The sequence below is a fragment of the Sphingobacterium sp. G1-14 genome (assembly GCF_002196555.1).
Classification (GTDB): Bacteria; Bacteroidota; Bacteroidia; order Sphingobacteriales; family Sphingobacteriaceae; genus Sphingobacterium; species Sphingobacterium siyangense.
Map to the genome: position 1 here is coordinate 3691394 of NZ_CP021381.1, position 26991 is coordinate 3718384.

Sequence of the window (26991 nt, forward strand, 5' to 3'; positions counted from 1 at the left end):
TGCATCCATTCGGACGGTTAGCCTATCAAAAAGACCTACTCTTGTATCATATCAACAAAAGAAATTATGATACAATACACCAAACCAAGCGGATACTCGAGAGCGATCCGCCAATTTTCCAAAGCAACATATGGTCTTCTGGTGGGAGCATGTTGTCTTTTTGCTTCGATTGATACATTTGCCCAGTCCGCCTCTAAAGATAGCCCCCAGCAACAACAGTTGGTTCCGCTAAAATCATTTCAAGGCTACTACCAGCTACCCAATAAAGTAGCTTTCATTGCTTTCGAGGAGCAAGATAACAACCTGTATGCGACACAGCTGTGGGATCAGAAAAAAAGATATCAGCTGGTCCGTAAAGATGATACGCATTTTGAATCCAAAAACGAAGGCTATGCCATAGAATTTTTAAAGGATGATTCCGGCGATTTTAGCCAAACCAAGATACTGGGTAGGATTTTATGTGAGCGTGTGCCATTTGACCCCACTAAAATCGCGAGTTTAACCGCATCTCAACTGAAACAACTTGCCGGAACTTACCTCAAGGTAAATGACAACAACTTTAAAATTCAAATAGATCCCTCCTCAACAGGCCTAACGCTTACTCAATTGTGGGATAACAAAACAATTTCATTTACCCCACGATCGGAATTTTTCTTCCTCAATGATGATGGCACCTTTCCATTGACATTTTCTGTTGCCAATGGAAAGGTAGAGCAGATGCAGTGTTTCGAAAATGATCTTTGGCTAAAAACTGATCAATAATCCTAATAAAAAAATATTATGAACAGATTTATTGCCTGCTTATTCCTGCTGCTGGGTACAGCTCAGCTTAGCGCCCAACAGGTGGCGGATGAACAGTTTCATTATCCCATCACCGATCCGCACCACCGGATCGGTGATGGACCTCTACTCCTATTTGACGAGGCACACAACAATCCGGTTACTTTGAGAGGAGCCTACGCTCCTTTTTCAGATCTCCTTCTGGCTGATGGATATCGCCTCCGAAGTGCTAAAGAAAAAATCTCTTACGATCAATTAAAAGAAGTAAAAATCTATATCAGCATAAATGCCTTATATAATCCGGAAAACTGGAAATTACCCACCTATTCAGTCTTTACCGATCAGGAGATAGAAACTCTCCGCCAATGGGTATTTGATGGTGGAAGCCTATTTCTAGTCACCGACCACATGCCTTGTGGCGGATCTGTACAAACGCTCGGTGCAGCATTTGGTATTCATATCGTGAACGGTTTTGCCTTACCTAAGAATGGACGTCCCGAGATCTTTTCAAAGGACAGAGAAACACTGTTATCAAATTCTATAACCACTGGATCAGGTAAAGAAATAGACAGTATTATGTGCTGGGGTGGAACTGGCTTTATCGTACCAACGACGGCACGTATTATTTCTTTATTAAATGAAGAATATGACATCTACCTACCCAATGATGCGAATCAGATAAAAAGGCCTATTCCAGACAATATTCCCCGATTGTCGGGCAAAGGGTTTGCAAACGGTGCTTACCTGCAGTTCGGGAAAGGGAGAATTGTGGTATTCGGAGATGGTGCTCCTTTTTCGGCACAACTCCATGGCATCAAAAGTGAAAAAAGAGGAATGAACCATCCGGCCGCAAAACAGAATGCTCAATTTTTGCTCAATATAGTTCATTGGCTTGACCAATGAACTGATTTGGCTAGGCTAATGCTGATTCCTCTGGGAATAAATTTGTCATATAATTGATATACGATAGTCGAGTGGACTAATTCTTGTTTTCTTTTTAAACAGTCTGGTTAATGACTGAGGTTGATCAAATTGCATTTTTTTAGCGATTTCAGCTACTGATAAATCAGTTTCAGCAAGTAATTCCTTTGCTATTTTAACAATAAAATTATCAATATGATACTGTGCTGTATTTTTAGAAGTTTTTAAAGAAACATCATTGAGAAATCGTGTTGTACAATTTAGTTTCCTGGACAATAATGTTAAACTAGGAAGTAGGGACAAGCATTTTCTTTTGCTATCAAAAAGAGTGTGCAGCTCGCTCATGAAATCTTTTTGTAACGCTCTAAACTCATTCAGCTTATCTTCCATTAACTGTTGATAAAACCTTTGCATATGTTGTAAAAGCAAATCAAGATAAGAAATAAGTATTTTAGACTGCGTTTCACTCATGGGCATCTTAGTCTCGAGGTCTATCAGTTCAAAGATATTTTTTATAAGTCTGTAATCGTTATTCGATAAGATCATCGATTCCTGAATGGAGTATTCTAGAAACCCAAATTCTTTCAATTTATTTCGCAGACTATATCCTGTAAATAGATCTGAACGGAATGCAAAATAAGCCCCTTCTTTAAAATATCCTCTTATTTCTTGGACCGGAAAATACTGGCTGCTGAAAAATAATAAGATATGTTGTCCACGATGATCCTTATTTGAACATCCAAACACAATCAAGAAATATTTATCATCAATCCATCTTTTGGCAGAATCAAAAAATTGCTCCTCATTTCCAAAATTGTCAAAATAATAACTGAAGCTTGCACTGAAAGCATTTTGAAATTCATTATTATTACCATTATTTATCATATTTTATTTTTTCTTCGAGACTTTGCGCGTTATTTTTTATTGAATTATTCCCTCAAGAAAAACCCTCTTTAAAACAATATTGTTTGTAAAATAGAGGGATTTCCTAAAGGATACATCCAGCAGCTTCGTTTTCAACGTTATTTTGTCTTCTATTCAAGAAACCAGATTAACACGGATTTCTAATTCTTTTTTTCTAAGATGGCTAAAAAAGCACGTTTGACACCTAAGACTAGCAGTTACTTCTTTTCATGAACAATTGCTTTACCCGATTTTTCGAGCTCTTTCACAAAATCCCGCCCCCAGTAATGGATATCATAATGCTCAATATGCTCGTACAGCCGGCGCGCCCTGACCTGAGCCTCTCCGGGTTCCATGACCAAGGCTTTCAACAGTGCATCTTTCATGCTCTTACGGTCGTAGGGATTGGTCAATATGGCATAAGGCAATTCGACCGAGGCACCTGCAAATTCTGAGAGCACAAGAATCCCGGGAGTCTCCAATAACCCATGGGTCGCAATGTATTCCTTTGCGACTAGATTCAGTCCGTCCCGTAGAGGCGTGATCCAGGCAATATCGCTCAGCGCATAGTATTTGACCACTTCCTCAAAAGGTAAAGCCCTGTAAAAATATTGGATCGGGGTCCAGTTCATCGTTGCATATTTACCGTTGATCTCACCCACGGCCTGATTCACCTGATCCCGAATTTCGTCATAGATCGTCATCCCCTGTGATGGCGGCGTACAGACATTGACCAGTTCAATCTTACCCCTAAATTCTGGGTATTCGGCCAGAAATTCACCAAAAGCCTGGATTTTTTCCAAGGGGCCTTTGACGTAATCCAGGCGCTCGATGGATATGATACGCGTTATTCCCGATCCGGCTTTGTTTTCTTTGAGGGCATTGATCTCGGTCTTAACCTTATCATCTGTCAAAATCTGTTCGATATGATCCCTGTTGACCCCCACCGGCTGTGCGCCAAGCCTAATCTGCCGGCCATCCACCTCAATGATCTTGGTCATCTGATCGACGCCGAGCGCACAGCTATAGGTCAGGAACTGATTGGCGACATCAACTTTTTTGACCACTTTAAATGGTGTATGGCTACGGATCACATCCACAAAATTCTCGACATAACGCGGAATATGAAAACTGATAAAATCACAGAGCAACAGGCTGCCGATAATCTCTTTGCGCCAGGGAATAATATTGAAAATATCTGCTGCCGGAAAAGCCGTATGGTGAAAAAAGCCAATTTTCAGATCGGGGCGCATGGTCTTTAAAAAAGAAGGTACCATCCACAGATTATACTCATGGATCCAGACCAGCGCCTCCTCGTCGGCCTCGCGGGCAATCCGCTCGGCAAAGCGCTTGTTTATCATCAGGTAATGTTCCCAGTCCTCGTGGTTGAATTTTGCCCGGTCCACAAAGGAAAAGATCGTCGGCCAGAACGCCTCTTTGGAGAATACACGATAGAACTTATCGATATCCTCTTTAGACAGTGATATGGTCGAAGCGACCAGATTAGGGTATCGGCTTTCGTCCACCAACTGATTTGGGACCGGCTTTCCGTCCTGCTGGATGACTTCCTCCCCGATCCAAAGACCGGAGCGTCCCTTTTCAAATAAGCCCAGCAGCGAGGGAATAATGCCATTTGGACTTTTGGGTGCTACCCGCACCGTCTTACCATTGACCGATTCCTTTTCAAAAGGCAGCCGATGGTAGACCATCACCAGCTGATCGGATTTTTTGGACTTTCTTTTTTGAGGCACTAATTTTTGTTCTCCACGAATCAACTGCTGAAACGGGCGGTATTTGCCCATATATTCCAGTATACCGCCCGCCCCGGCAGCTTCTGCGCTGTACGCTGTATCCAATTGATCAATGGCCTGCAGCAAACCCGGTTCGGACTTTCCAACCGCAACACCCCGAAAACCGATCTGAAATAAGGCCAGGTCATTAAGGGTATCACCGGCCACCATCACATCATCCGGATCGACAGCCAAAAATTCAACCAGCTTCTTTAATGTTGTCCCCTTATTGACACCTCTGGGGAGCAAGTCCAGGTATTTATCGGCCGAAGTAATAATATCACAGTCATACCTGTCAGCCACCTGCTGCACCAGACTATGGTCAACCCCTCCTTCATAATAAAATGAACTGCGGCGCTGCTGCGGCACATGTTGATAATTCAACTGCGGTATTTCCTCCAGCGCTGCCCGGATTGCATAAGTCTGCGGCCATTTTTCCTCAATCTCACTTTGCAGCGGTTCAATTGCTTCCAGGCTATGGCCGTTAACGACTGTGGCGCCCACATCCGCAATAATAAAGTCCGGCACCGGAATGAGCGGATCGCTCAGTAGCGGCAATACCGACTCCAGTCCTCTTCCGGTTACAAAAACCAGCTGCATATTCGGGCTGGCCTTGATCAGTCTATATAATCTGAGGCGGTCTTCCATCTTTCCGCCTAAAAAAGTTCCGTCTAAATCTGTTGCTAATAGCATATTATCTTATATTCCTTTCTAAAAGTTTAAATTCATCAATTGCAGCCATATGGTTGTATAGCACACGGTAGGCTGTCTGTAACAAGGGTAAATTGAGTCCAAGGCTCGTGACCGTCGCCATCAGCCCCTTGGTTGCAACATATCCTTCGGCGACCATGCCCATGAGCTGACGGGCTTCGAAAACCGAATACCCCAGGCCAAGGTATTTACCAAAAGTCCGGTTGCGGCTATGTGCGGAGTAACCCGTCACCAATAAGTCTCCCAAATAGGTAGAGCTGCCCAGCCGGACATGGGGTGCACCGACGGCACGCAGTAGCAGTCCCAGTTCGTCAATGGCATTGGCAACCAGCACCGCCATAAAATTATCACCATAATGCAGTCCTTCGGCCATGCCACAGACAATACCGACCACATTTTTGTAAATGGCTGCGTACTCCACACCCAGGGTGTCGGGACTATAATTCACCTGCATATAGCTTGAAGCAAACCCGTTGGAAATCTTACTGATAAAGATTTCATTCGGACCGCACAGCGTCATATAGGTTTTCTTGTTCCGCGCGATTTCTTCGGCATGACAAGGCCCTGCAATGATCGCCTGCTGAAAATCTTTCAGTTCAAAATACCGGGCGAGATAAGCACTTGGGAGCAGATTGTCAGGGCCGACGGTCCCTTTGATGGCGGTGATGACAAATTTTTCAGCAAGGTCCTCTTTGGGGATTGCGGCGCAAACACTGTCCAGATGCGCACTGGGCACGACGAAAAGAATTACTTTCGATCGAGCCACGATCTCGTCCAGCTGATCGGACGCATAAATTTTTGTATTGTCAAGTTTTAAAAACGATAGGTAGTCAGGGTTAATAGCATCCTGGTTTATCGCGCGCACCTGCTCGGAACGCCGCATGTACCAGTTGGTATAAATGCTATTTTCTGTCAAAATTTTAACCAGGGCCGTGGCCCAACTCCCACCACCTATCACACTAATCTCATTCAAATCGTTGGGGGTTTTAAAGACGCGAAACAGAAAATTTTCGCCGTCGGGTTATCTATTAATTTACCAATATACGTAAAAATTAATCAATAAGCAAACTTTACGCGTAAAAACAGGGTTAAAGGGGTATTTTCCACGCCAAAATCCGTGTTTATATTTCTTCGTAAATTTGTTTGTTCATATGAAAAATTTAAACATACTTAACTTCAGTGAACAATCATCAAGTTCAATTTATCAGTACATTTTTAATCTCTTTGCAAAATTGGGTTTACCGGAGCAGCAGGCACATATTGTTACGGCCGCCGGGTTACTTTTTGCTTTTGCGGTGCTGCTCTATGCGCTCGATTATATCATGCGCAAAGTATTTTATTCCGCATTAAACCGGATTGCCCGGCGGACCTCGACCAAATGGGATGATTATCTGTTGGAAAACAAGGTGCATGTACGCGTGAGCCGTACCCTGCTCGTGCTGCTTACACGGCAGCTGCTGCCGGTGATCTTCGTTGGTTTTCCGGTGCTTACAGCCGCTATTGTCAAGTTTCTGGATATCGTGTTATTGTTCACCATCTACCATCTGGCCAATAGCTTGTTAAAAACCTGCCGCGATATTTTTCGTGGTTCAAATGCGTTTAAGGACAAACCCATCGACAGCTACCTGCAGGTGGTACAGATCTTTTTAATTTTTGTGATCGGTACACTGGTCGTTTCCCTGCTGACCGGCAATTCACCTTGGTCCTTTCTAGTCTCACTTGGGGCGGCGTCCGCCATCCTCATGCTCGTATTTAAAGACACTATCCTGGGCTTTGTGGCCAGTATTCAGGTGTCGGCGAATGACTCGGTACGCGTAGGAGACTGGATAGAAATGCCCAAATACGGTGTGGACGGCGACGTCCTGCAGATCAACCTCAACAATGTGAAGATACAGAACTGGGACAAGACCATTGTCACCATTCCGACCTATACCCTACTGAGCGATTCATTTAAAAATTATCGTGGAATGCAGGAGACTGGTGGCCGTCGGATAAAACGGGCATTGAACATTAAAATGTCTTCGGTGCGCTACCTCAGTGCGGAGGAAATCACGGCATTAAAAACAATCCGGCTGCTGGCTCCCTATATCGAAAAAAGAGAGCGCGAGATTGCCGAGTACAATAAAACCTGGCATACAGACAGCTCCTCGCCCGTCAATGGTCGCAGGATGACCAATATCGGCCTGTTCAGGGCCTATATACTCGCCTATGCCAAACATAACCCCAATATCCATCAGGAACTTACTTTATTGGTCCGTCAGCTAGCCCCTAGTGAATACGGTATTCCGCTGGAACTCTACATGTTTACCAAGGGGACACAATGGGCCTATTTCGAAGATACGATGGCCGATATATTTGACCATCTACTAGCTGCCATTAAGCACTTTCACCTGCAGGTATTTGAACTGCCTGCATCGGACGACCTGCGGCTGCTCGGCGCGATGGCCCCCCGTTCCCAACAGTAGCTCCTTTGTTGCGATAAACCTAAGCTTGCCCGGTGGTTTCAATCTTATTGCCGCTGGGCAGCTATCAAAAGACCGGCTAAATTGGTTTCCCCTAGTTTAGCATACGGGCCTTCTTTGCCGGCATTTAGAGGCCTGACATCATACATTCCATATCGTAAATAGTTTTCACTATATCAACAGGATATATTTTCAAAAGTACAGTGTAGATTCGGCGATTCAGATTGAAGAGTCTATATGTCACAAACTTCTTCCCAAATGGTATTTTCATCTGATCAACCCTTAATCCTTCGAATATAAACGGTCTTACTGCACCATCCTATAATCTGTTCAAATAATACATGGTATTATTTATTCTAAACTCTTCGTGAATTCAAGGCTATGCTCCATTGTGTTTTATTGCATCTTGGACATGACTGGGAATCATTCTCAAAACTAAATAAAACATGACCGCAATACATGCATGCAAATGGCCCTTCGGAACTGGATACATCAACCATTTTGTAAGATGATGGGAATAATGGTAGCCCATATCTCACATCATTATCCGCATAAAATAAAACGCTTAAGGTTCCATCGACTTCTAGAATCCCTTCCTTAACCTGTCCCAAATGTTCGATATTTAAATTTCTCAGTTCGGAAAAAAATTCCATATGTGAAAAGTTATTATCATTTTCATGTTTTATATCAAATACACCATCTTTTACTACAGGTAAAACTTTGCCTTCCAATAAATGGGCAATCTTCTCTGATCGGGAGGCGAGCCAGGTGATCAACCTATAGACGAAAATTACACCTATAAAAACAACAATCGCATGAAAAATCGGTATGTCTTCTTGAAACATTGGATCTCCCGCAGCTGAGCCCAAACTGATAATAATCGCAACCTCAAAAAGAGTTAACTGTCGAACTCCCCTTCTACCCGAGAGCCTTAGAATTATCAATATTAGAAGAAACATTATTACTGTTCTCGCTCCTATTTCAACAAGAAAGGAGATTTCCACCCCCTCAGCAAATATTTTTTGTATATCAATCATAACCTTTTAAAACCAAAAATCTTAATGTGGCCTCCGCACATTCAATCCTAAAACATTCCTCCGGTTGCAATAGTTCCTTACTCAGCAAAAACAATATATATAAATTATTGATTGTTAAGAAGCAATTAGTTTGACGAAAATGCGCAATTAGCCGAAGCGTGTTACCTCTCGGTTTTCAAAGATCGCCCGGTAGACGACTTCCTGGGCTGATTATGAGTTATACGTTTACTAACCATTTACGACTTCTCCTCCATTGGGATGTAAAACTTGACCGCTCATAAAATGTGAATCTTCGCTGGCTAGAAATAGAAAGCTTGGCGCAATTTCATTAGGCATTCCTGCCCTGTTCATTGGAGAGTCGCTTCCAAATTCGGAGTTCTTTTTAGGATCAAAAGATGATGCTATCAATGGTGTCCATACCGGACCTGGAGCAACAGCATTGACCCGAATTCCTTTAGCTATAAGATTTGCTGACAAACTCCGTGTGAACGAAATTATTGCACCTTTTGTTGCAGAATAATCGATCAACTTTGGACTGCCTCGATAGGCAGTGACCGAGGATGTATTAATTATGCTTGCTCCCTTCTTAAGATAAGGTATGGCATACTTCGTAACCCAGAAATAGGAAAAGAAATTATTCTGAAAAGTATTGATTAACTGCTCAGTGGAAATTTTCTCAATTGATTCTGTTTCCCAGTGAAGCCCCGCATTATTAACTATAATATCAATTTTCTTATGCGCTTTTATTGCAATTTCAATGACTTTTTTACAGTGATTTTCTTTTCGCAAATCACCTTTAATCAGCGCACATTTTCGAGAGAAGGATTCAACCTCTTTTTTGGTTTGTTTTGCATCTTTTGTTTCACTAAGATAGGCTATAACAATATCAGCACCCTCCTTCGCAAATAACAGAGCGACAGCTTTGCCGATACCGCTATCTCCGCCCGTAATCAATGCGACCTTATTTTTTAATTTTCCTTCTGCAGGATACTGTATTGGAGACGTGTCAGGAATTGGTACCATATTTATTTCCAATCCCGGTCGCTTTTGCTTTTGCAGCGGTCGAATCTTTTTACTTGCTTCTTTTTTCATGCTACTTCTTGTAAATAATTATAAGCAATTTCTGATTTCCGGTCCTCCTTCTATTCGACTACAACAAATAGTCGTTCTACCGAAGGACTATTTGTTGTATATCAAGAAATCAAGAAGGTACCTTTCTGGATTTTTCTCTCTCCCAAACACGGTGGCCTTTCATTACCGCTATAAAATCTTCTGTTAAATTGTCCTTGCTTTCGAAAATAACGCCTTTATCTTTTTTAATAAATGATCTTTCAGCTAACTCTTCAGCACCTTGTGCAAATGCCAAGGCCTTACAGTGTCGGTAACCTTCATTGATAAAATGAAGGTAATCGGCATTTTCCGCAAGAGTTTTGACCGATTCGCCTGCTGCTGTGTAGAATGCATCGTAACAAACTGATGCCTCCGTAAGATAGGAATGTTGGATATCTTCTTCTGTCCCTTCCTTGAACCGGATCTTTCCTACATGAGATGCGATTAGCACTGCTTGCGCCCCTTCCCTTTCGAGTGCTGTTTTCATTTTATCTATGGAGGATTTGCTAGCTCCATGATCAACAAGAAAAGCAACCTTTCTACTCTTGATCGTACCCTCGCCGTCTTTTACTTTCATACTCAAAGCAGCAGACTTTTCAACTTCGGGTTTGACTGGTTTAAGCGGATATTCGGGATGGTTCTGACGTGCAAATTTGAGGGTTAAAGGATCAAGTTCTTTTGGCGGTGTAAGCCCGAGGTTTGAACCAACATTTTTTGCTAATCCTTGGTCTATCTGGTTCAAAATAGCCAGTTCTCGCTTTCGTATATTGACATCATTTACTTTCGAAAGCTCAAAACTCAGGGCATTGACCATGTGATCCTGTTCTTCTGGGCTCTGTGAATTAAAAAATAGTCTTGCTTGTGTAAAGTGGTCTGCGAAGGAATCTGAGCGGGCCCTAATTTTCGAGCCATCAAAAGGTTGCTTATGGGATTCAAATCCTACTCCATCATTGAGCATTGCATGATAAGGACAGCCTGCAGCTTTACTATTAGGGAAATAACTCACGGCACCTGTAGGAATCTCAGACCGCGCAAAACCATCTTTTTGGTTATTATGTTTGCCGGTTACGGGACGATTGATAGGAAGCTCATGGAAATTCGGACCACCTAATCGATAATTTTGGGTATCCATATACGAAAATATTCGCCCTTGCAAAAGCGGATCATCCGAAACATCTATACCTGGCACTAACCTTCCGGGATCGAAAGCGGCTTGTTCGGTCTCTGCAAAAAAATTCTCTGGATTTCGATTTAGTGTCATCGTTCCGACAATCTGAACAGGCACCAGTTCCTCTGGGATAATCTTTGTCGCATCCAGAATGTCAAACGAATATTTAAATTCATCCGCTTCAGGAATCAATTGAACGCCGAGATCCCACTGCGGAAAATCGCCCCTTTCAATAGCTTCATAGAGATCTCTTCGATGAAAATCAGCATCAAATCCTGAGATCTTTTGGGCTTCGTTCCAAGCGACTGAATGTACTCCTAATCTGGGTTTCCAATGAAATTTAACGAATGTGCCTTTTCCTTGGGCATTCACAAATTTAAATGTATGGACACCAAAACCTTCCATCATCCTTAAACTTCGGGGTATTGCACGATCTGACATCGTCCACATGATCATGTGTGCAGATTCGGGCATCAGTGATACAAAATCCCAAAAGGTGTCATGTGCAGATGCCGCCTGAGGCATTTCGTTGTTCGGCTCTGGTTTTACGGCATGGATGAGATCTGGAAAATTCATCGCATCCTGAATAAAAAAAACTGGGATATTGTTTCCCACAAGATCGTAGTTACCTTCTTCGGTATAGAATTTAACAGAGAAACCTCGTACATCTCTAGCAAGGTCGGTAGAGCCTTTGAAACCTGCTACTGTGGAAAATCTAGTAAAAAGAGGCGTTACCGTTCCTTTTTTTAAAAATGCTGCGCTTGTATATTGAGATAGGTCAGCGGTCGCTTCGAAAATTCCATGAGCTCCTGATCCACGCGCGTGAACGACACGTTCTGGTATACGTTCGCGGTCAAAATGCATCAGCTTATCAAAATAAATATGATCCTGTTGTAATGATGGCCCCCGCTCACCCGCCTTTAATGTATTGTTGTTGTCGGAAATAGGCACACCATCATTGGTGGTCATAATCTGCTCGGAATTATCCACTAAATGCTGATCTATCTCAGCAGTTTTTAAATTCTTTTCTTTTTTCATATCTAATGCTCTTCTGGTTTGATCCATCAGGTGAACAAAACCAAAGTCTGAAAGGTTTGGCAGGTATTTACATTTGCCAGGATTACCGACAATTCTGACGCTATTGGCCTGAAGATGATGTATTGATTGCGTGTTAAATGGGCTTGTATTTGATTATTCTGGTTGAATAATCACAAAGTGTACAAACTTAAATTCATTTTTTATATCCTCACGAATCCGGCGTATCGCCTCGGTGATTTCCTCTGTTTCAAGATGATCTTCAAAATCAATAATAAGCATCAATACAACGTACTCTGGCGATTGATAAGTGGATAGTATGTTTTTAGTTTTTATAACAGCCGAATCCTTTTCAGCAAGCTGGGCAATTTTCAATCTTGTTTCTGAAGCAATTCCCTCTCCCATTAATAAGCTTCTGCTTTCTCTAGCCAATATAAAGGATACAAAAACCAACAACAAGCCTACGATTACTGAAGCTAGGCCATCTAATTCAGGAATCTGCAAGTAATGACTTAGTCCCATGAGTACCATAACGATTATTAGCCCTGCCACAGCTGCACCATCTTCAAAGACCACAAGGAAACTGGAAGGATCTTTACTCTTAATAATTGCATCCCACCACCCCATACCATTGCGGGTTTTATTGAATTCTTTTAAAGCAATAAAAAAAGAAGTTCCTTCAAAAATTAAGGAGAGTATGAGTACAATATAATTCCAAAAAGGATCGCTCATTAATTCGGGTTCCATGATATGAGCTACACCCTGGTAAATAGATAATGTACCACCAAGCCCAAAAATCAGAATGGAAACAACAAAAGACCAAAAGTATAGTTCTTTGCCATAACCAAAAGGATGAGACTGGTCGGGTGACCTCTTACTTCTTTTCAAGCCATAAAGTATGAGCAATTGATTTGCTGTATCTACCGTTGAGTGAATACCCTCTGAAATCATGGAGGAACTATTTGTAAATGCTCCTGCAATGAATTTAGTTAATGCAATTAATACATTCGCCGCGAGTGCACTGTATATTGATTTTTTATTACTGGTTTTTAATTCCGGATTATCCATGGAGGTTTTGATGCGTTTATTTCGTATATTTTTCAATTACTTTTTTGAGATCAATACCTTTACCAAGGACAGGCTTAAAAATATCACCTTCACTATTCATCCTTTCTATGGCATTCAAGAGATGAAAATCACTTATTTTCAGCCCCTTCTTAACTTCATCCCAATGAAGCGGCATAGATACCGTTGCACCGGGTTTAGGACGGACAGCGTAGGCTGCAGCAATGGTTGCATGGGGTCTATTCTGTAAAAAATCCAGATACATTTTTCCTTTCCGATCCTTAATGGACCGTTCTAAACTGGTGAACTTGGGCAACTCATTATGAACTAATGTGACAATCACCCTGGCAAATTCCTTGGACTGATCATAGGTGTATTTCCCCCCGAGCGGAATATAGATGTGAAGGCCAGTAGAACCGCTGGTCTTACAATAACTTGGAACGCCCATATCATCTAGGATGCTCTTCGTTACCTGTGCTGCCTCAACGACCTGATTAAAGGAATTTTTATCCGGGTCTAAATCGATAATACAGAATGATGGATTTTCGGGCTTTTTGACCGTACTACTCCAGGGGTTCATCTCAATGCAGCCAAGATTGACCATGTAAAGCAGTGTCGCTTCATCTTTTCCGACCAAATAATGCTTATCCTTGTTATCAGTCTCGCTATGGTAAAGATATGTCTCCGCCCAGTCCGGAGCAGTATCCGTTACGTTCTTGAAATAGAAACCTTCACCTTCAATACCATCGGGAAATCTGTTCATGCTTTGGGGACGATCTTTTAGATAAGGCAATATAAATGGAGCTGCCTGATAATAATAATTGATAAGATCTCTTTTTGTTATTCCCTCTTTTGGCCAAAAGATCTTATCTAGGTTCGTGAATTTTAACTCATGCCCATTGATCTTTTTGACCTGCGTATTATCTTTCGGATTCAATAGGGTCTTACGCTCACCTTTACTTCGTGGAGTAATCATTTTATCTTCCATGTCACTAACGAATTCTGCTATAGGAGATTCCTCCTCCAAAATAACTTTCTTAGGACTTTTGTCCTCGCGTATTCCATCAAAAGAAGGATGCCGCATTACGCCATCACTTGTCAATTCCGTAAAACTAACCTCACAGACGAGCTCGGGTTTAAGCCAGGTCACCGAGGCGTGTGGTGGATTGGGTCTAAAGCGTGATGGTTTGTTTAAATCTGGTTCTTCACTGAAAGGCGTTTTAGAAATGATCAGCGGTTTAAAACGCTGCATCATCTGCTTCTGTAATTTTTCATTGAAACCTGTACCGACTTTACCTGTATAGACTAATTTTTTTCCTTCATAGACACCTACAAGAATACTACTGAATAACTTACTGGAGTTATCATTCAGCGTGTATCCGCCTATCACGACCTCCTGCCTTTTATTCGCCTTGATCTTTAGCCAGTCCTTTGAACGGTTATGAACATGGTATATACTATCTTTTCGTTTGGCCATAATTCCTTCAAGGCCCAGTTTCCTGGCTTCTTCGAGGAACTGGGTTCCCGAAGTTTCAAAATGTTCACTGACTAGAATGCTTTTCTGTTCTGGTAAGATTTCCTTTAATATAGTTTTACGTTCAAGCAGCGTAAGATCTTTTAAATCTTGCCCATTGCACCAAAGGATATCAAATACGTAATAAACTAGATCGCCATCTGCTTCACTGCGCCAATTTTGTAAAGACCCGAAATTGGCCTTTCCGTTTTCACCAAGCACCACTACTTCCCCGTCCAATATAGCATTTAATCCAAGCTCCTTTAAATTCTCATAAATGGGATAGAATTTTTCATTATAGCTTTTATCGTTGCGGGAATTCAATTCCACTTCCCCTTTGTTCATAAAAGCTACCGCCCGATACCCATCCCATTTTACTTCATAGATCCAGTCTTCATCATCAAAAGGCTTATCGACCAATGTGGCAAACATGGGCTCAATGTGGGAATAGAATTTTTGCTTTGGTGTATTTTTTAATAAATCTTGAAGATCTGTTTTCTTCGGAGATTTATTTTTAGGAACTGCATCAAGCTGATCATTGATAAGCTCAGATGCTTTGGCTTTTACGGAGCGTTTATCTTTAACGGTACTGTCTTTTTTAATGATACGTTCTCCATATACATGATCTGGAGATTGCTCCATCTGCGCAATGGATTTGCCAGATAGCACCGACTTATCTTTCATCGTAATGTCTTCTTCACTAGCATATTTATCATCCAGTTTCATCAGCAGCCAGCCGTTATCTCCCCTGCCGTGGGCTTTAACAAGAGCAAATTCGCCTTTGAGTTTTTTGCCATTGAGTTTGAATTTTAGCTTACCAGAATACAGCTGATGTAAAAGTTCTTTTTCTTGTTTCGGAACGTCCTTAAAATCGCCCTCAGCAGGTTCATAGGTTCCTTCGTCCCAGACAATAACTGTACCGCCGCCGTATTGCCCTTTTGGGATGATTCCTTCAAAATTCCGATAATCATAGGGGTGGTCTTCAACCATCATAGCAAGACGTTTTACACCTGGATCAACTGAAGGCCCCTTAGGTACCGCCCAGCTTTTTAAAACACCATCCATTTCAAGACGAAAATCATAATGCAGATGTGAAGCATCGTGTTTCTGAACCACAAAGCGTAATTCTGTTCCACTTGGTTTCCCGCCAAAGGGTTCCGGGGTTTTCTCTTCGGTACGCTTTTGCCGATATTTAGTTAATCCCGTAACTGTATCTTTAGATGATCTGTTTCTAGCTGTTTTTCCCTTTTTTGATTTATTATCGGCCATGATCGGTATTTTAAAAATTAATATATTGGTAAATAATAAAATGCATATTACGCTACCAGTTAATTCGATTTTGATATAGCACAAAACTCAATACGAAATGGTTTTCTCTCATTTAGCAAATTGCTTTTTATGGCCTGATAAATACTAATCTGAACAATATTGGTGTGCGAAAGGTTACGCTAACAGGATTATACCAAACCTAAGAAGAGAATATCGCTTTCGCTTTTATATGGTAACAGTTAAATATCTTTTATTGAACTAAAGTGGTTTGGGCTGGGTTATCTATGCAATAACACTTAAAATTTTTATTATGGCAACTACGAAATCTGTACCGGCAAAAAATGCCACAAAAAAACCTTCTGGTAATACCGGAAAAATGAAAGACAGTGAATTCCACGAGTTTTTTGTCGATGAACTAAAAGACATTTATTGGGCCGAGAAACACTTAGTGAAAGCTTTACCCAAAATGCAGAAAGCTGCAACTAGCGAAAAACTCGCCGCTGCTTTTGAAAAGCATACCAAGGAAACTCAGAAACATATAGAAACTCTTGAACAGGTATTTGAGCAATTGGGAGAAAAAGCTGTTGCTAAAAAATGTGACGCTATGCAGGGTCTGCTTGATGAAGCCGATTCGATCATTTCTGACACAGAAAAGGATACTTTTACCAGAGATGCAGGCCTCATCCTTGCTGCACAGAAAGTAGAACACTACGAGATCGCTACTTACGGTACTCTTCGCACATTTGCAGAAACGATGGGACACGACGATGTAGCTTCACTGCTCCAAAATACCTTAGACAATGAGAAGGATACCGACGAAGCATTAACAGGGATAGCAGGCGGTTTCGTAAACGACAAGGCTGTCCAAGAATAGTTGAAATACAGCAAAAACCTTGGCCAACAGCTAAAGGCTTTTTACGAAAACAATGCGAGGTATATAGTTGTTATATATATTCTCAACTATATTAAGTAAAATTCATGTATGAAGGTCGGACTTGATAATCCGACCTTCATTAATGTTTAGCAAACGCCGAAAATTAGACTTGCCAAAATGAACCGCCTTTAAGACTCGTCTTTAGTGTTCTTCACAAGACTTATTCCTGATGAGAAGAAAATAAGCGCCAAAATGCCGACTACTGCCAAATTCGTATAGGCATTACTTTTCATGATCAGTTCATAGCCGGTATAGATTAGTCCTACAATACCCAATACTGTGAGAATAGTTCCAAATATTCTTTTTACGTTCATGATGAATATATTATTTTTTTGAATCCTTTTTGCCTGAAAATTTTTCTATTTCACCCTCAAGCTCCTGCTTTTAATTACTGATATAACACGTCTCAAAAACAAATAGATTGCTTTTGTAAAATAAATTATTGGATTGCTAAAAAAACAAAAATGGCATACGACTGTTAGAATTATCGCAGATCAAAATTCCAAAATTTATGACCTGAGATAAGATCACTATAACTTTAACTTTCAATTTGTAAGATTATGAATGGTATTATTTTTCATGGTACTGAGATTCATTATGGCGGCATAGCTGAGTTCTTATTCAGCCCGGAAATTGGTTATAATGCGATGCCAGCAATTATCGAATTCCTTGGCGGCGAAAAAGCCTATGCCGAAATTATGCATGCTCTTCCTTTAGAGATCACGATTACGGTGGGTGAACATTCAACCGGGAAGGAAGAGAAAGTCCCCCAGGAAACCTGGCTACTTCGCTATGATAAAAAAGAGGACAATTGGAAAATAGTTGAAAAGCTGCAGCCAGGATGAACCTTCGTCGGAGTGCAATCATGTTCAGTTGATGAACATACGATTTCCGCAAAGGACTATTGTTTTGAAAGTATACGAAAGAAAGGCTGACCTTAAAAGGTCAGCCTTTCGCAAATATCAAACTAAACTGAAACGTTAGCTCTTGTTTTATTTGTAGGGATTGTCAATTTAACCGGTAGACCTTAAGCTGTTTTTGCAGCTTTTTTCTTACCATATGGATTCGAGTTTTTATTGTACCTTCTGGCATATCAAAATAGGATGCAATTTCATGGTATTTATAACCATCTAAAAACAAACGAAAAATTTCATAGTTTTCCGCCGTTAAGCTGTTCATCGCCCGTTCGATATCTTCGGCCATAAACTTATTGATCCCTTTGTTGAGTTCTATTGTATTTGTACTTTCCAAGACCACATATTGATCTTGAATTTCGGTGGTACGCTTTGCTTTTCTATACTTATTGATGTAAGTATGTTTCATAATTACATATAACCAGCTCATTAGCTTCGGATGCTGAACAAAATTGTCTATGGACTTCAATGCGCGTATCCAAGTTTCTTGGATCAGGTCTTCCTTTTCATCCGGATCAGCAGTAAATTTAGCAGCAAAATGATGAAGTAAACTTCTTTTTTCGTTGATGAGTACATTTAAATTGTGGTTGTTCATAACTTATCCTCTTTCTTTATTCAACTGATTGTTTAAAATGATTTTACAAGAAAAGGATAACAAGAAGAGTGCTAATTTTGAGGGCCAATTTGCCCGTAAAATAAATTGCATCGTTAGCGGTAAAAATACGTTGTCCTTATTTACAAAGCCTATTAAGCAAATTTTAATGGATTTTTGCCCTTAATTTTAAATACAGATAAAAAAATAAGCAAATAATAAAAAAAGACAATAGGGTATTTATATATGGGAAATGTTATAAATACGTTGATTCTAAAGTGTTATTTGCAAACCAGTTTGGTAGTCGGCCGCTGACAACTGTACACCTTATTAATAACTAACAACTGACGATTGATAACGAACAACTAACGTTTAAATTTTATCCATTCAAACCATAATCCATCGAAGGCTGTTCTACTGCAAAAACAAATATATTATGGGAAATTTATTATATATCATTGCTGTTATTTTAGTCATTATTTGGGCGTTTAGTTTCTTTGGAGGTTATGCTACAGGTAATATAATTCACGTTTTATTAGTTATCGCCATTATTGTCGTTCTGTTACGTGTCATCCGAGGGGCTGCTTAACGAGAGATAAAAATCTGATGTATGGTATATAAAAATTTTTATATACCATACATCTAGATAGAAATATAGACCTGACCTGACCAAGGCTTTAGCGATGCGACAGTGATTTGAGCATAATCAGTATCTGACAAAACCGCGGCATCCATTTCATTCGTATTAAATATAATTTTCCATTGCAGATCTTCAGGCAGCGTTACCTGTTGTACAGTGGCAGAAAAATTCATCATTGCAAATAAAGAACTATCGCTTTTCTTCATCGCTAAGATAAGTACTTTTTGCTCCGGGAGGCATTTGGCCGTCATTTCATCGCGCTGTATATTTTTCAGCACAGGATTGGTTTTACGGAATGCTATCAGGGATCTATAATAAGATAAATGTTTCTGATGGACCTCGCTATCCTGTTCGTCCCAATTCAAAACGGTATTCCTAAATATCGTCTCGTCCTGCGGATCGAGAAATTCTGAATCTTCAAAAAAATCTTCAAACTCTTTTTTTCTTCCCTGTCTCACCTGCTCTACAAGTTTGGGGTCACTATGACTGGTAAAATAGGGAAAAGCTCTTTCTGTACCCCATTCTTCTCCCATGAATAGTAAAGGAAGATACGGGGATATGAACACGGCAAAGGCCATAAGTCGCGTTGTTTCTACAGGATAGAGTGAAGCCGCGCGATCGCCCATCATCCTATTGCCGACTTGATCATGATTCTGGCAGAAAACTATAAAATGATCCCCTTTGATACCGAGAGTGTCCGTTCCAAAGAATTTTTCCCGATGGGGAGAATAGTTACCATCGAATACATATGCTTTTTCATAAGCTTTTGCGAGATCGGCCAATCCACTAAATTCCTCATAGTACCCTTTTTTGGGTTCGCCCACGCTTACTCTTAAAGAGTGGTGAAATTCATCTAGCCATTGTGCGTCCATCCCGAAACCATTTTTCGCTAATGGGTCTAAAAATCGTCTATCGTTGAGATCGCATTCAATAAAAAGAAAATGGCTTTTTTCGGATTTAGCAATAATTTCATCCGTTTCCTTACGAATTTGCTGAAGGATATGAACAGCGTTAAAATCCTTGATTGCATGTACCGCATCCAAACGCAGCGCATCGATATGAAAGTCTTCAAACCACATGCGTACATTGTTCAGTACCAAATCCCGCTGTCCATGACAATAGCTATCGTCATAATTCAGCGCATTACCCCAGGGCGTATGGTATTTGTCGGTAAAATATGGGCCATAATTCGAGAAATAGTTTCCCTCTGGCCCGAGGTGATTATAGACAACATCCAAAATTACCGCAATATTGGCCTCATGACAGGAATTCACAAGCCTTTGAAATTCCGAAGCGCCACCATAGGAATGCTGCACTGCAAAAGGAAAAACACCATCGTAGCCCCAATTTCTTTCACCAGGAAACTGTGCAACAGGCATAATTTCAATAGCAGTGATCCCCAAATCTTTCAGATAGGGAATCTTTTTGATAACACCATCAAAATCATGGGATGAGGTAAATGTTCCTACATGAAGCTCGTAAATAATAAAATCAGACAATGCTGGAGGCCGATAGTCATTATCGGTCCAAGAAAAAGTAAGATCAACGACTTTTGAGGGACCATGTACACCTTCTGGCTGGGAGAGCGAAATCGGATCCGGCAATTCGTTGCCATCGACACTGATCCAGTATAAATCTCCAGCTGTTAACAAATCAGTCTCCGCGTACCAATAACCATATTGTTGGGGCTTAAGCGCGATCTCCATATCTTTTTGATAAAATCGGCAAAGCACATTCTTTGCCATTGGAGCCCATACGCGAATCTGCCAAAGGTCACCGTTGCGACGAATACCCAATTGTTGAATTCCTGTCTTGCTCATATATATCCCCACTTTATTGTGACTGAAATAAAAGTATAGAACGTGAGGGCACTAAAATAGCATCTCCTGCTGAATAGTTTCCAAAGCTTTCTATCGTATCATTATTCGTATCTAAGATCTTAAACCAACCAGCCCCATAATTTTCACCGGGGAGCGTGTAGGTTACATCTTCCCAATACGCATTAAATAACAGGTAAAAATTAGCATCCACGATTTTCTTTCCATCGGTATCTACTGATCTAATTCCCGCACCGTTTAAAAACACAGCGAGTGAGCGCGCATAGTCTTCCTGCCAGTGATGATCATCCATCTCAGATGCATCTGGAAGAAACCATACGATATCTTCAACACCTGTACCGCGGATAGGCAATCCTTGAAACCATTTGCGACGACAGAATACCGGATGTTCTCGCCTAAAATGGATCAATTTTTTAGTGAAGTCCAATAAAGATACGTCCACATTGTCCCAGTTGAGCCATGAAATCTCATTGTCCTGACAATAGGCGTTATTATTGCCCTGCTGTGTTCGCCCATGTTCATCGCCAGCGACAAGCATAGGTACTCCCTGGGAAAGAAATAATGTGACGAGCATGTTTCTTTTTTGTTTTTCTCTTAGGTTATTTACCGTAGAATCATCTGTAGGTCCTTCTGCCCCACAGTTCCAGGAGCGGTTGTGGCTTTCTCCATCTTTATTATCCTCACCATTAGCTTCATTGTGCTTTTCGTTGTACGATACCAGATCGTGGAGCGTAAATCCGTCATGAGCAGTAATGAAATTTATACTGGCGGAAGGTGTACGATTGTCTCCCCGGTATAAATCGGACGATCCAGTCAGGCGATTAGCAAATTCAGCGATCATACTGTCCGCTCCGATCCAATAATCGCGGATACAGTCACGATACATTCCATTCCATTCGGCCCAACCGGCGGGGAACTCGCCGACCTGATACCCTCCTTCTCCAATATCCCATGGTTCGGCAATTAGTTTAACCTGTGAGATCACGGGATCCTGATGGATAACGTCAAAGAAAGAGCTCAATTTATCTACGTCATGGAGCTCCCGCGCTAATGCTGATGCCAGATCAAAACGGAATCCATCAACGTGCATTTCCTGCACCCAATAGCGTAAACTATCCATGATCAACCGTAGTACGTTAGGCTGGCGGGTATTCAATGTATTGCCTGTTCCAGTAAAATCCATATAATAACGTGGATCTTCAGCCAAACGATAATATGAAGCATTGTCAATTCCTCTAAAAGAGAGTGTTGGCCCCATTTCATTTCCTTCTCCAGTATGATTGTAAACGACATCAAGGATAACTTCTATCCCTGCCCCATGAAGTGCCTTTACCATTTCCTTGAATTCCACGACCTGTTCTCCATGGGTACCTGAAGCAGAGTAGCGTACATCAGGGGCAAAAAAACCAACACTGTTATATCCCCAATAGTTAGTTAGTCCTTTATCCTGTAGGTGACGGTCTGTAATAAAATGGTGTATAGGCAATAATTCTATTGCAGTGATCCCCAATTCCTTTAAGTAATTTATGGTGACAGGATGCGCCAAGGCAGCGTATGTTCCTCTTATTTCTTCGGGAATCTCCGGATGAGTTGCTGTAAAACCTTTTACATGTGTTTCATAAATCACACTTTGGTGCATCGGTATACGCGGAGGATGGTCGTCCCCCCAATCAAAATGACCGTCTATAACTACGGATTTCGGGACGAAAGGAGCGCTATCAGTTGTATCCAAACTCAAATCGTCCTCTCCTATATTGTACGCAAATAAAGCATCATTCCATTGTACGACACCCGAAATTGCTTTTGCATAGGGATCAATCAGTAATTTATGCGGGTTAAAACGATGCCCCTGGGCCGGATCGTAAGGACCATGCACACGATAACCGTATAGTTGTCCTGGTTTAATTCCCGAAACATAAATATGCCAAACTTGATGCGTCTTCTCCGTTATTTTAAATTTCTCGATTTCTTGTTGGTTCGAACTATCATAGAGATAAAGTTCGACAGCTTCGGCATTTTCGGAGAAAAGGGCAAAGTTAACCCCTTCTCCATCGTAAGTTGCGCCTAAAGGATAAGGGCTTCCAGTATTGATTTTTGTTTCCATCTTTATGTTTAACGGTTGTATAATTTTGTATAATCATTTAATCTCGCCTGAAGTTTTGGAGAAAAAGCCCTTTTCTGCATGCGCCACAGCCAATTTCCGGTCGTACTGGCAGGTCGGTTCATACGACACGATCCATCAAGATTGAGGATATCTTGCATCTCAACAATGACTGTATCTGCGACAGAAGCGTAAAGTGATCGTATGAGGACCTCATTTACATTTCCACTGTCAACAATTTGTCCAAAATAGGTATTGATATTTATTTTACTCGATGATTTAAGATCTTCACCATACCAAGAAAGTGTCGTATTATTATCGTGTGTTCCAGGATAGGCAACAGAATTTCTGCAATAATGATGTGGAATATGGGGTGAATGTGCCATATCGTTATCAAAAGCGAACTGTAAAACCGCCATGCCCGGAAAGTTGTATTGATCGCGCAGATCATATACCTTCGCATCGATATCTCCAAGATCTTCAGCGATAAAAGGCATGTCATCTAAATGAACTTTTACTTGATCAAAAAAATCCGAACCAGGACCTGTTGACCAACGTCCATTCTTGGCGGAAGTTTCTTCAAAGGGAACTTCCCAATAGGAAGAAAATGCCCTAAAATGATCAAGCCGTAACCTATCAAACAGCGCGCAATTGTGTGACAGTCGCTCAATCCACCATTTGTAGCCATCTTTTTTGAGCGATCCCCAATGATAAGTCGGCATTCCCCATAATTGCCCCGCTGCATTAAAGTAATCAGGCGGAACCCCAGCAACATTTTTAATAATACCATTTGCTCCTATGGAAAAATAGTGCGGATTGGCCCAAACATCGGCAGAATCATAGGCAACATAAAATGGGATATCACCAATAAATCTTATGCCATAATCGTATGCGTACTTTCTTATGGCATCCCATTGTCTGAAAAATAGGTATTGAAACCATTTTTCCTTTCGCAATTCATCTGCGAATTCAATTGCAAAATCGTTAAGTGCGGCGCTGTCGCGATGTTTGTATTGTGTTGGCCAATCGTACCAAGGACGATTCCCATGTCTGTTTTTTAGAACTTTGAAAAGCGCATAATCCTTAAGCCACGAAGATTCACGGTCTACAAATTCGGAGAAATCAAGCGCATGTTGAACAGAAAGACTATTAAATGCCTTCTCCAAAAGTTTGTATTTTGTGAACACTATAGCAGCAAAGTCTATTGTTTTAGAACTATTTCTTTTTAAAGTCTTTAGTTCCCCTCTTTCCAATAAGCCAAATTCTAGTAATTCGTTTAAATCGATGAATAACGGATTACCTGCTCTACTACTTAGGGTGCTGTAAGGAGAATGGTTTTGCTCAACATCTGTCGGCCCTAAAGGAAGTACCTGCCACCAGCTTTGGCCGCTATAATGCAGCTGTTTAACAAAACGACGAGCTCCGGATCCCAAATCACCAATTCCATAGGATGATGGCAATGAGCTGATATGCATCAAAACACCCGCACTACGCTTAGGTGGGGCACTTTTGTATTTTAAAATAGCCATTGGAAGATCCCTAAAAATGGCATTCACTGAAATTTCTGTGCCTTCGCCCACTATGTCAAATAGCATGTGATGCCAGGTCACGGAATGATTTACGGAAAGATGAACGCTCGTATCTGCCCAGTCAAATGAGCCAGGTACGAATTTGGAGATTTTACCGATAGCAGCCAAGTGTAGCGGAAGTACTACGATCATCCAATCATCGCCAGATCTACGCGCGAATGCCAAAATATGTTTACGATAACGACCGCTTACTTTTAATGGAATATAACTGCTATCTGATGCAAGTGCAGCATCATGCTTTCTGAGTTTTACCAATTCCCTAACTAACCATAGCTTAATTGTCCCATCGTATCTATTTTGCCATAATTGTCTAATTCGACTGTCGTTGGGCATATTTTCAATAGCCTTCAGCAGATTTTCACTTAATTGATAATCTATCGGTCGTCGATTGTCGGGATCAACAAAACTATGGTTCCAGAGTTCCGACCCCTGGTAAATATCAGGTACACCGGGACAAGTAAATTTCAAGATTTGCTGTGTAAGCGAGTTTAAAATCCCGAAATCAGCTACCGCTTCAATAAATTGATAAAAGCTCGTAAAAAATGGACGATCTTTATCAAGCAAAAAAGAGGCAAATTCCCGAACAGCGTCTTCATAGGTTAAATTTGGATTTTCCCAGCTCGAGCGCTCTTTCCCTTCGCGTAGATATTTAACCATGTAGTCCAAAAAACGTTTTTCAAATACGTCATATGCTTCTCCATGCTGTTTTTCCATTGGATAAGAGGCTACCAGCGACTGATAAATAAAATATTCATCATTCGGATGTGGGAGGTCTTTTCGATATTCATTCCAAACCACATCTTGCCAGATCTGAACCTGTTTAACCCATTTCTGAGCCATAGCAGTGAGGACTAATAAGCGACTTCGCGAATCCTCACCACGTTTGGTATCGTGTGTAGAACTTGCATTGATGGACAGTGGCCAAAATTTTTGCCTTTCCTGCATTAATCTGTGGAATTTCTTTTTACTTAGCCCCCAGTTATCCGGATGATCGCCGACTTCATTGTGTCCTATAAAACGGTTGTATGTATACATTAACGTATCTTCCACACCCTTAGCCATTACTGGGCCCGCCAACTGCATACATCGGAGAAAAAAATCAGCCACAACAGTATGGCTCAGCGATTTTGAATCTGCCTGTGCTTGCTCAAACAGTTCTCGAAATTGATTAACCAGCTTTTGATCGAGCTCGGGCTTTCGGGTCAACTTTTTAAAAAGAGAAGACAGCAGATCAAAATTGTTTGCCACCAGTGGAAAGCTTTCGTCATATAATCGATAAACAGGGAAAAATCCTAGAAAAGAGGTTAGAATATCTTTTAAAGGCCCTAGCTTATTCGGACTTTTAACGGCTAAAAGTGATGCCAATGACCGGGCCAGGTTATTAAGCTCGCCCTGCATGTATTCATCGAGAATTATGCTCTTTTTTATATACTGTTGTTTTTTAATGGATAGATTTTCTCCAATGACTTTTCTATAATACTTATCCAATATTTTCTTTCCCGATTTACAGGAGCAAACATTATTGGAAACCGACAAAAAATCGTAGCCTGTTGTTCCCTGTATAGGCCATTCGAGTGGAAGTTTCTCCCTCTGTTCAAGTATTTTTTCAGCAACGATATAAGTTTGTGGACCGATTAATTTCCTCAAATTAAATAAATAGTCAGTAGGTTTATAAAGTCCATCAATATGATCAATCCTTAATCCATCAAACAGTTCTTCATCGACAAGTTTTTTTATCAGCTTATGAGACTGCTCAAATACATGTTTGTCTTGTACATTTAAACAAATCAATTCATTGACCGTAAAAAAACGTCTAAAATTTATACGTTGATTTGTAAACCACCAAGGACAAAGCTCATAAATCTGACTAGCTACCAGTTTGTGAATACTTTCCAGATTATTATTAAATTGATCAAGGACATGCTTTAATTTCTCATTAGAAAGGTTCTTAAAAATATGGACACGCAGCTGTCTCCATTCCTCGACATCTCCATTAGCTTGAACCGTATTTATTTGAACCAGAAGTCCACTAAAATCCGATTGGCTCTCTTTTAAATAATCATTAAGGACGAAAAAATAGGATTCAGGGGAAAGTGGATAAAGGTTTTCCTGATAAGAAAGCCGAAGACTATCGTCTGAGAAAACGACAGCAATTTCATGGTTTGAAATCGCTTCGTCTAAAGTCTTAGACAAGATAGGCACCATTAACTTTCCTTTCTCGAATAAATTGGAACTATAGCAGGTATCAAAAAAATGGCTAAATTTTGATGTCTGTCCAAATTCGAGCAGATTCATTAGCCATTCATTCGAGGGATGAAACGCCATATGGTTAGGAACAATATCCTGTAACCATTTGATATGATATTCACTTAACTCTTTTTTAATGGATCTCAGCTCGTCCAGCGTACCAAGTTCACTATTTATTTTATTCAAATTTGTGCCGTCATAACCATGCATACTCCCTGGTGTTGACTGAAAAATAGGTGCAGCATAAATTGTATCGATGCCCAGGTCTCTTAAGTAAGGAATGATTCTTTTGAAGTCGGAAAAGTTAAATTCTTTGTGAAACTGAATTCTGTAAGTAGTCTTTGGTGTATTTATAGATACATTTCTATTCAT

General features: G+C 40.8%; 19 protein-coding genes. 6 read left to right on the forward strand and 13 right to left on the reverse strand.

The features are described 5' to 3' along the window. Window positions 1–66 precede the first annotated feature (66 nt). Entirely contained in the window at window positions 67–762 is a 696-nt protein-coding gene (locus CBM24_RS15875) for a hypothetical protein (protein ID WP_075993099.1), read from the forward strand. Window positions 763–780: 18 nt separating this feature from the next. Continuing rightward, entirely contained in the window at window positions 781–1683 is a 903-nt protein-coding gene (locus tag CBM24_RS15880) for a hypothetical protein (protein ID WP_088161918.1), read from the forward strand. Between the two features lie 45 nt (window positions 1684–1728). On the opposite strand, the gene CBM24_RS15885 is transcribed toward CBM24_RS15880, so the two are convergent. The 3 genes from CBM24_RS15885 to CBM24_RS15895 form a co-directional block, all read right to left on the reverse strand. Then, window positions 1729–2586 (reverse strand): helix-turn-helix domain-containing protein, encoded by an 858-nt coding sequence (locus CBM24_RS15885; protein WP_088161919.1) that lies wholly within the window; start codon window positions 2584–2586, stop codon window positions 1729–1731. 236 nt (window positions 2587–2822) lie between these two features. Then, a complete protein-coding gene (ggpS, locus tag CBM24_RS15890; protein WP_088161920.1) occupies window positions 2823–5087 on the reverse strand; it encodes a glucosylglycerol-phosphate synthase in 2265 nt (754 codons plus the stop codon). 1 nt (window position 5088) lies between these two features. Next, window positions 5089–6078, reverse strand: a complete 990-nt coding sequence (locus CBM24_RS15895) for an NAD(P)H-dependent glycerol-3-phosphate dehydrogenase (protein ID WP_088161921.1) — start codon at window positions 6076–6078, stop codon at window positions 5089–5091. A gap of 178 nt (window positions 6079–6256) precedes the next feature. Here CBM24_RS15895 and CBM24_RS15900 point away from each other — a divergent pair, with 178 nt between their 5' ends. Beyond that, window positions 6257–7570 carry a mechanosensitive ion channel family protein gene (locus CBM24_RS15900; RefSeq protein WP_088161922.1) on the forward strand — a complete coding sequence of 438 codons (1314 nt, stop codon included), beginning with the start codon at window positions 6257–6259 and terminating at the stop codon, window positions 7568–7570. 353 nt (window positions 7571–7923) lie between these two features. Here CBM24_RS15900 and CBM24_RS15905 read toward each other — a convergent pair whose 3' ends face one another. From CBM24_RS15905 to ligD, 5 genes are all read right to left on the reverse strand, one after another. After that, window positions 7924–8604 (reverse strand): DUF421 domain-containing protein, encoded by a 681-nt coding sequence (locus CBM24_RS15905; protein ID WP_088161923.1) that lies wholly within the window; start codon window positions 8602–8604, stop codon window positions 7924–7926. A gap of 228 nt (window positions 8605–8832) precedes the next feature. After that, the gene (locus CBM24_RS15910) at window positions 8833–9696 is read right to left on the reverse strand and encodes an SDR family oxidoreductase (RefSeq protein ID WP_088161924.1); all 864 of its coding nucleotides are present in this window, start codon (window positions 9694–9696) and stop codon (window positions 8833–8835) included. 109 nt (window positions 9697–9805) lie between these two features. Further along, window positions 9806–11920 carry a catalase gene (locus CBM24_RS15915; protein ID WP_075994852.1) on the reverse strand — a complete coding sequence of 705 codons (2115 nt, stop codon included), beginning with the start codon at window positions 11918–11920 and terminating at the stop codon, window positions 9806–9808. 153 nt (window positions 11921–12073) lie between these two features. Beyond that, on the reverse strand, window positions 12074–12985 hold the full coding sequence (locus tag CBM24_RS15920; protein ID WP_088163585.1) for a cation diffusion facilitator family transporter: 912 nt from the start codon (window positions 12983–12985) through the stop codon (window positions 12074–12076). Window positions 12986–13001: 16 nt separating this feature from the next. After that, window positions 13002–15764 carry a DNA ligase D gene (ligD, locus tag CBM24_RS15925; RefSeq protein WP_088161925.1) on the reverse strand — a complete coding sequence of 921 codons (2763 nt, stop codon included), beginning with the start codon at window positions 15762–15764 and terminating at the stop codon, window positions 13002–13004. Window positions 15765–16074: 310 nt separating this feature from the next. On the opposite strand from ligD, the gene CBM24_RS15930 reads away from it, so the two are divergent. Then, complete coding sequence (locus CBM24_RS15930; RefSeq protein ID WP_075993107.1) at window positions 16075–16638, forward strand: ferritin-like domain-containing protein; 564 nt, start codon at window positions 16075–16077, stop codon at window positions 16636–16638. A 188-nt stretch (window positions 16639–16826) separates the two neighbouring features. Here CBM24_RS15930 and CBM24_RS15935 read toward each other — a convergent pair whose 3' ends face one another. Beyond that, window positions 16827–17012, reverse strand: coding sequence for a hypothetical protein (locus CBM24_RS15935; RefSeq protein ID WP_075993108.1), 186 nt, complete (start codon window positions 17010–17012; stop codon window positions 16827–16829). Between the two features lie 246 nt (window positions 17013–17258). Here CBM24_RS15935 and CBM24_RS15940 point away from each other — a divergent pair, with 246 nt between their 5' ends. Then, the gene (locus tag CBM24_RS15940) at window positions 17259–17543 is read left to right on the forward strand and encodes a hypothetical protein (protein WP_075993109.1); all 285 of its coding nucleotides are present in this window, start codon (window positions 17259–17261) and stop codon (window positions 17541–17543) included. 163 nt (window positions 17544–17706) lie between these two features. Here the strand turns inward: CBM24_RS15940 and CBM24_RS15945 are convergent, their stop codons facing one another. Next, window positions 17707–18207 carry an RNA polymerase sigma factor gene (locus CBM24_RS15945; RefSeq protein ID WP_075993110.1) on the reverse strand — a complete coding sequence of 167 codons (501 nt, stop codon included), beginning with the start codon at window positions 18205–18207 and terminating at the stop codon, window positions 17707–17709. Window positions 18208–18640: 433 nt separating this feature from the next. On the opposite strand from CBM24_RS15945, the gene CBM24_RS27355 reads away from it, so the two are divergent. Continuing rightward, the gene (locus CBM24_RS27355; RefSeq protein WP_120333750.1) at window positions 18641–18793 is read left to right on the forward strand and encodes a lmo0937 family membrane protein; all 153 of its coding nucleotides are present in this window, start codon (window positions 18641–18643) and stop codon (window positions 18791–18793) included. 53 nt (window positions 18794–18846) lie between these two features. Here CBM24_RS27355 and treZ read toward each other — a convergent pair whose 3' ends face one another. From treZ to treY, 3 genes are read right to left on the reverse strand one after another with little or no spacing between them, the layout of a single operon-like run. Further along, entirely contained in the window at window positions 18847–20664 is a 1818-nt protein-coding gene (gene treZ, locus CBM24_RS15950) for a malto-oligosyltrehalose trehalohydrolase (RefSeq protein ID WP_088161926.1), read from the reverse strand. Window positions 20665–20677: 13 nt separating this feature from the next. Beyond that, a complete protein-coding gene (glgX, locus tag CBM24_RS15955; RefSeq protein ID WP_088161927.1) occupies window positions 20678–22786 on the reverse strand; it encodes a glycogen debranching protein GlgX in 2109 nt (702 codons plus the stop codon). 8 nt (window positions 22787–22794) lie between these two features. After that, the gene (gene treY / locus CBM24_RS15960; RefSeq protein ID WP_198385924.1) at window positions 22795–26991 is read right to left on the reverse strand and encodes a malto-oligosyltrehalose synthase; all 4197 of its coding nucleotides are present in this window, start codon (window positions 26989–26991) and stop codon (window positions 22795–22797) included.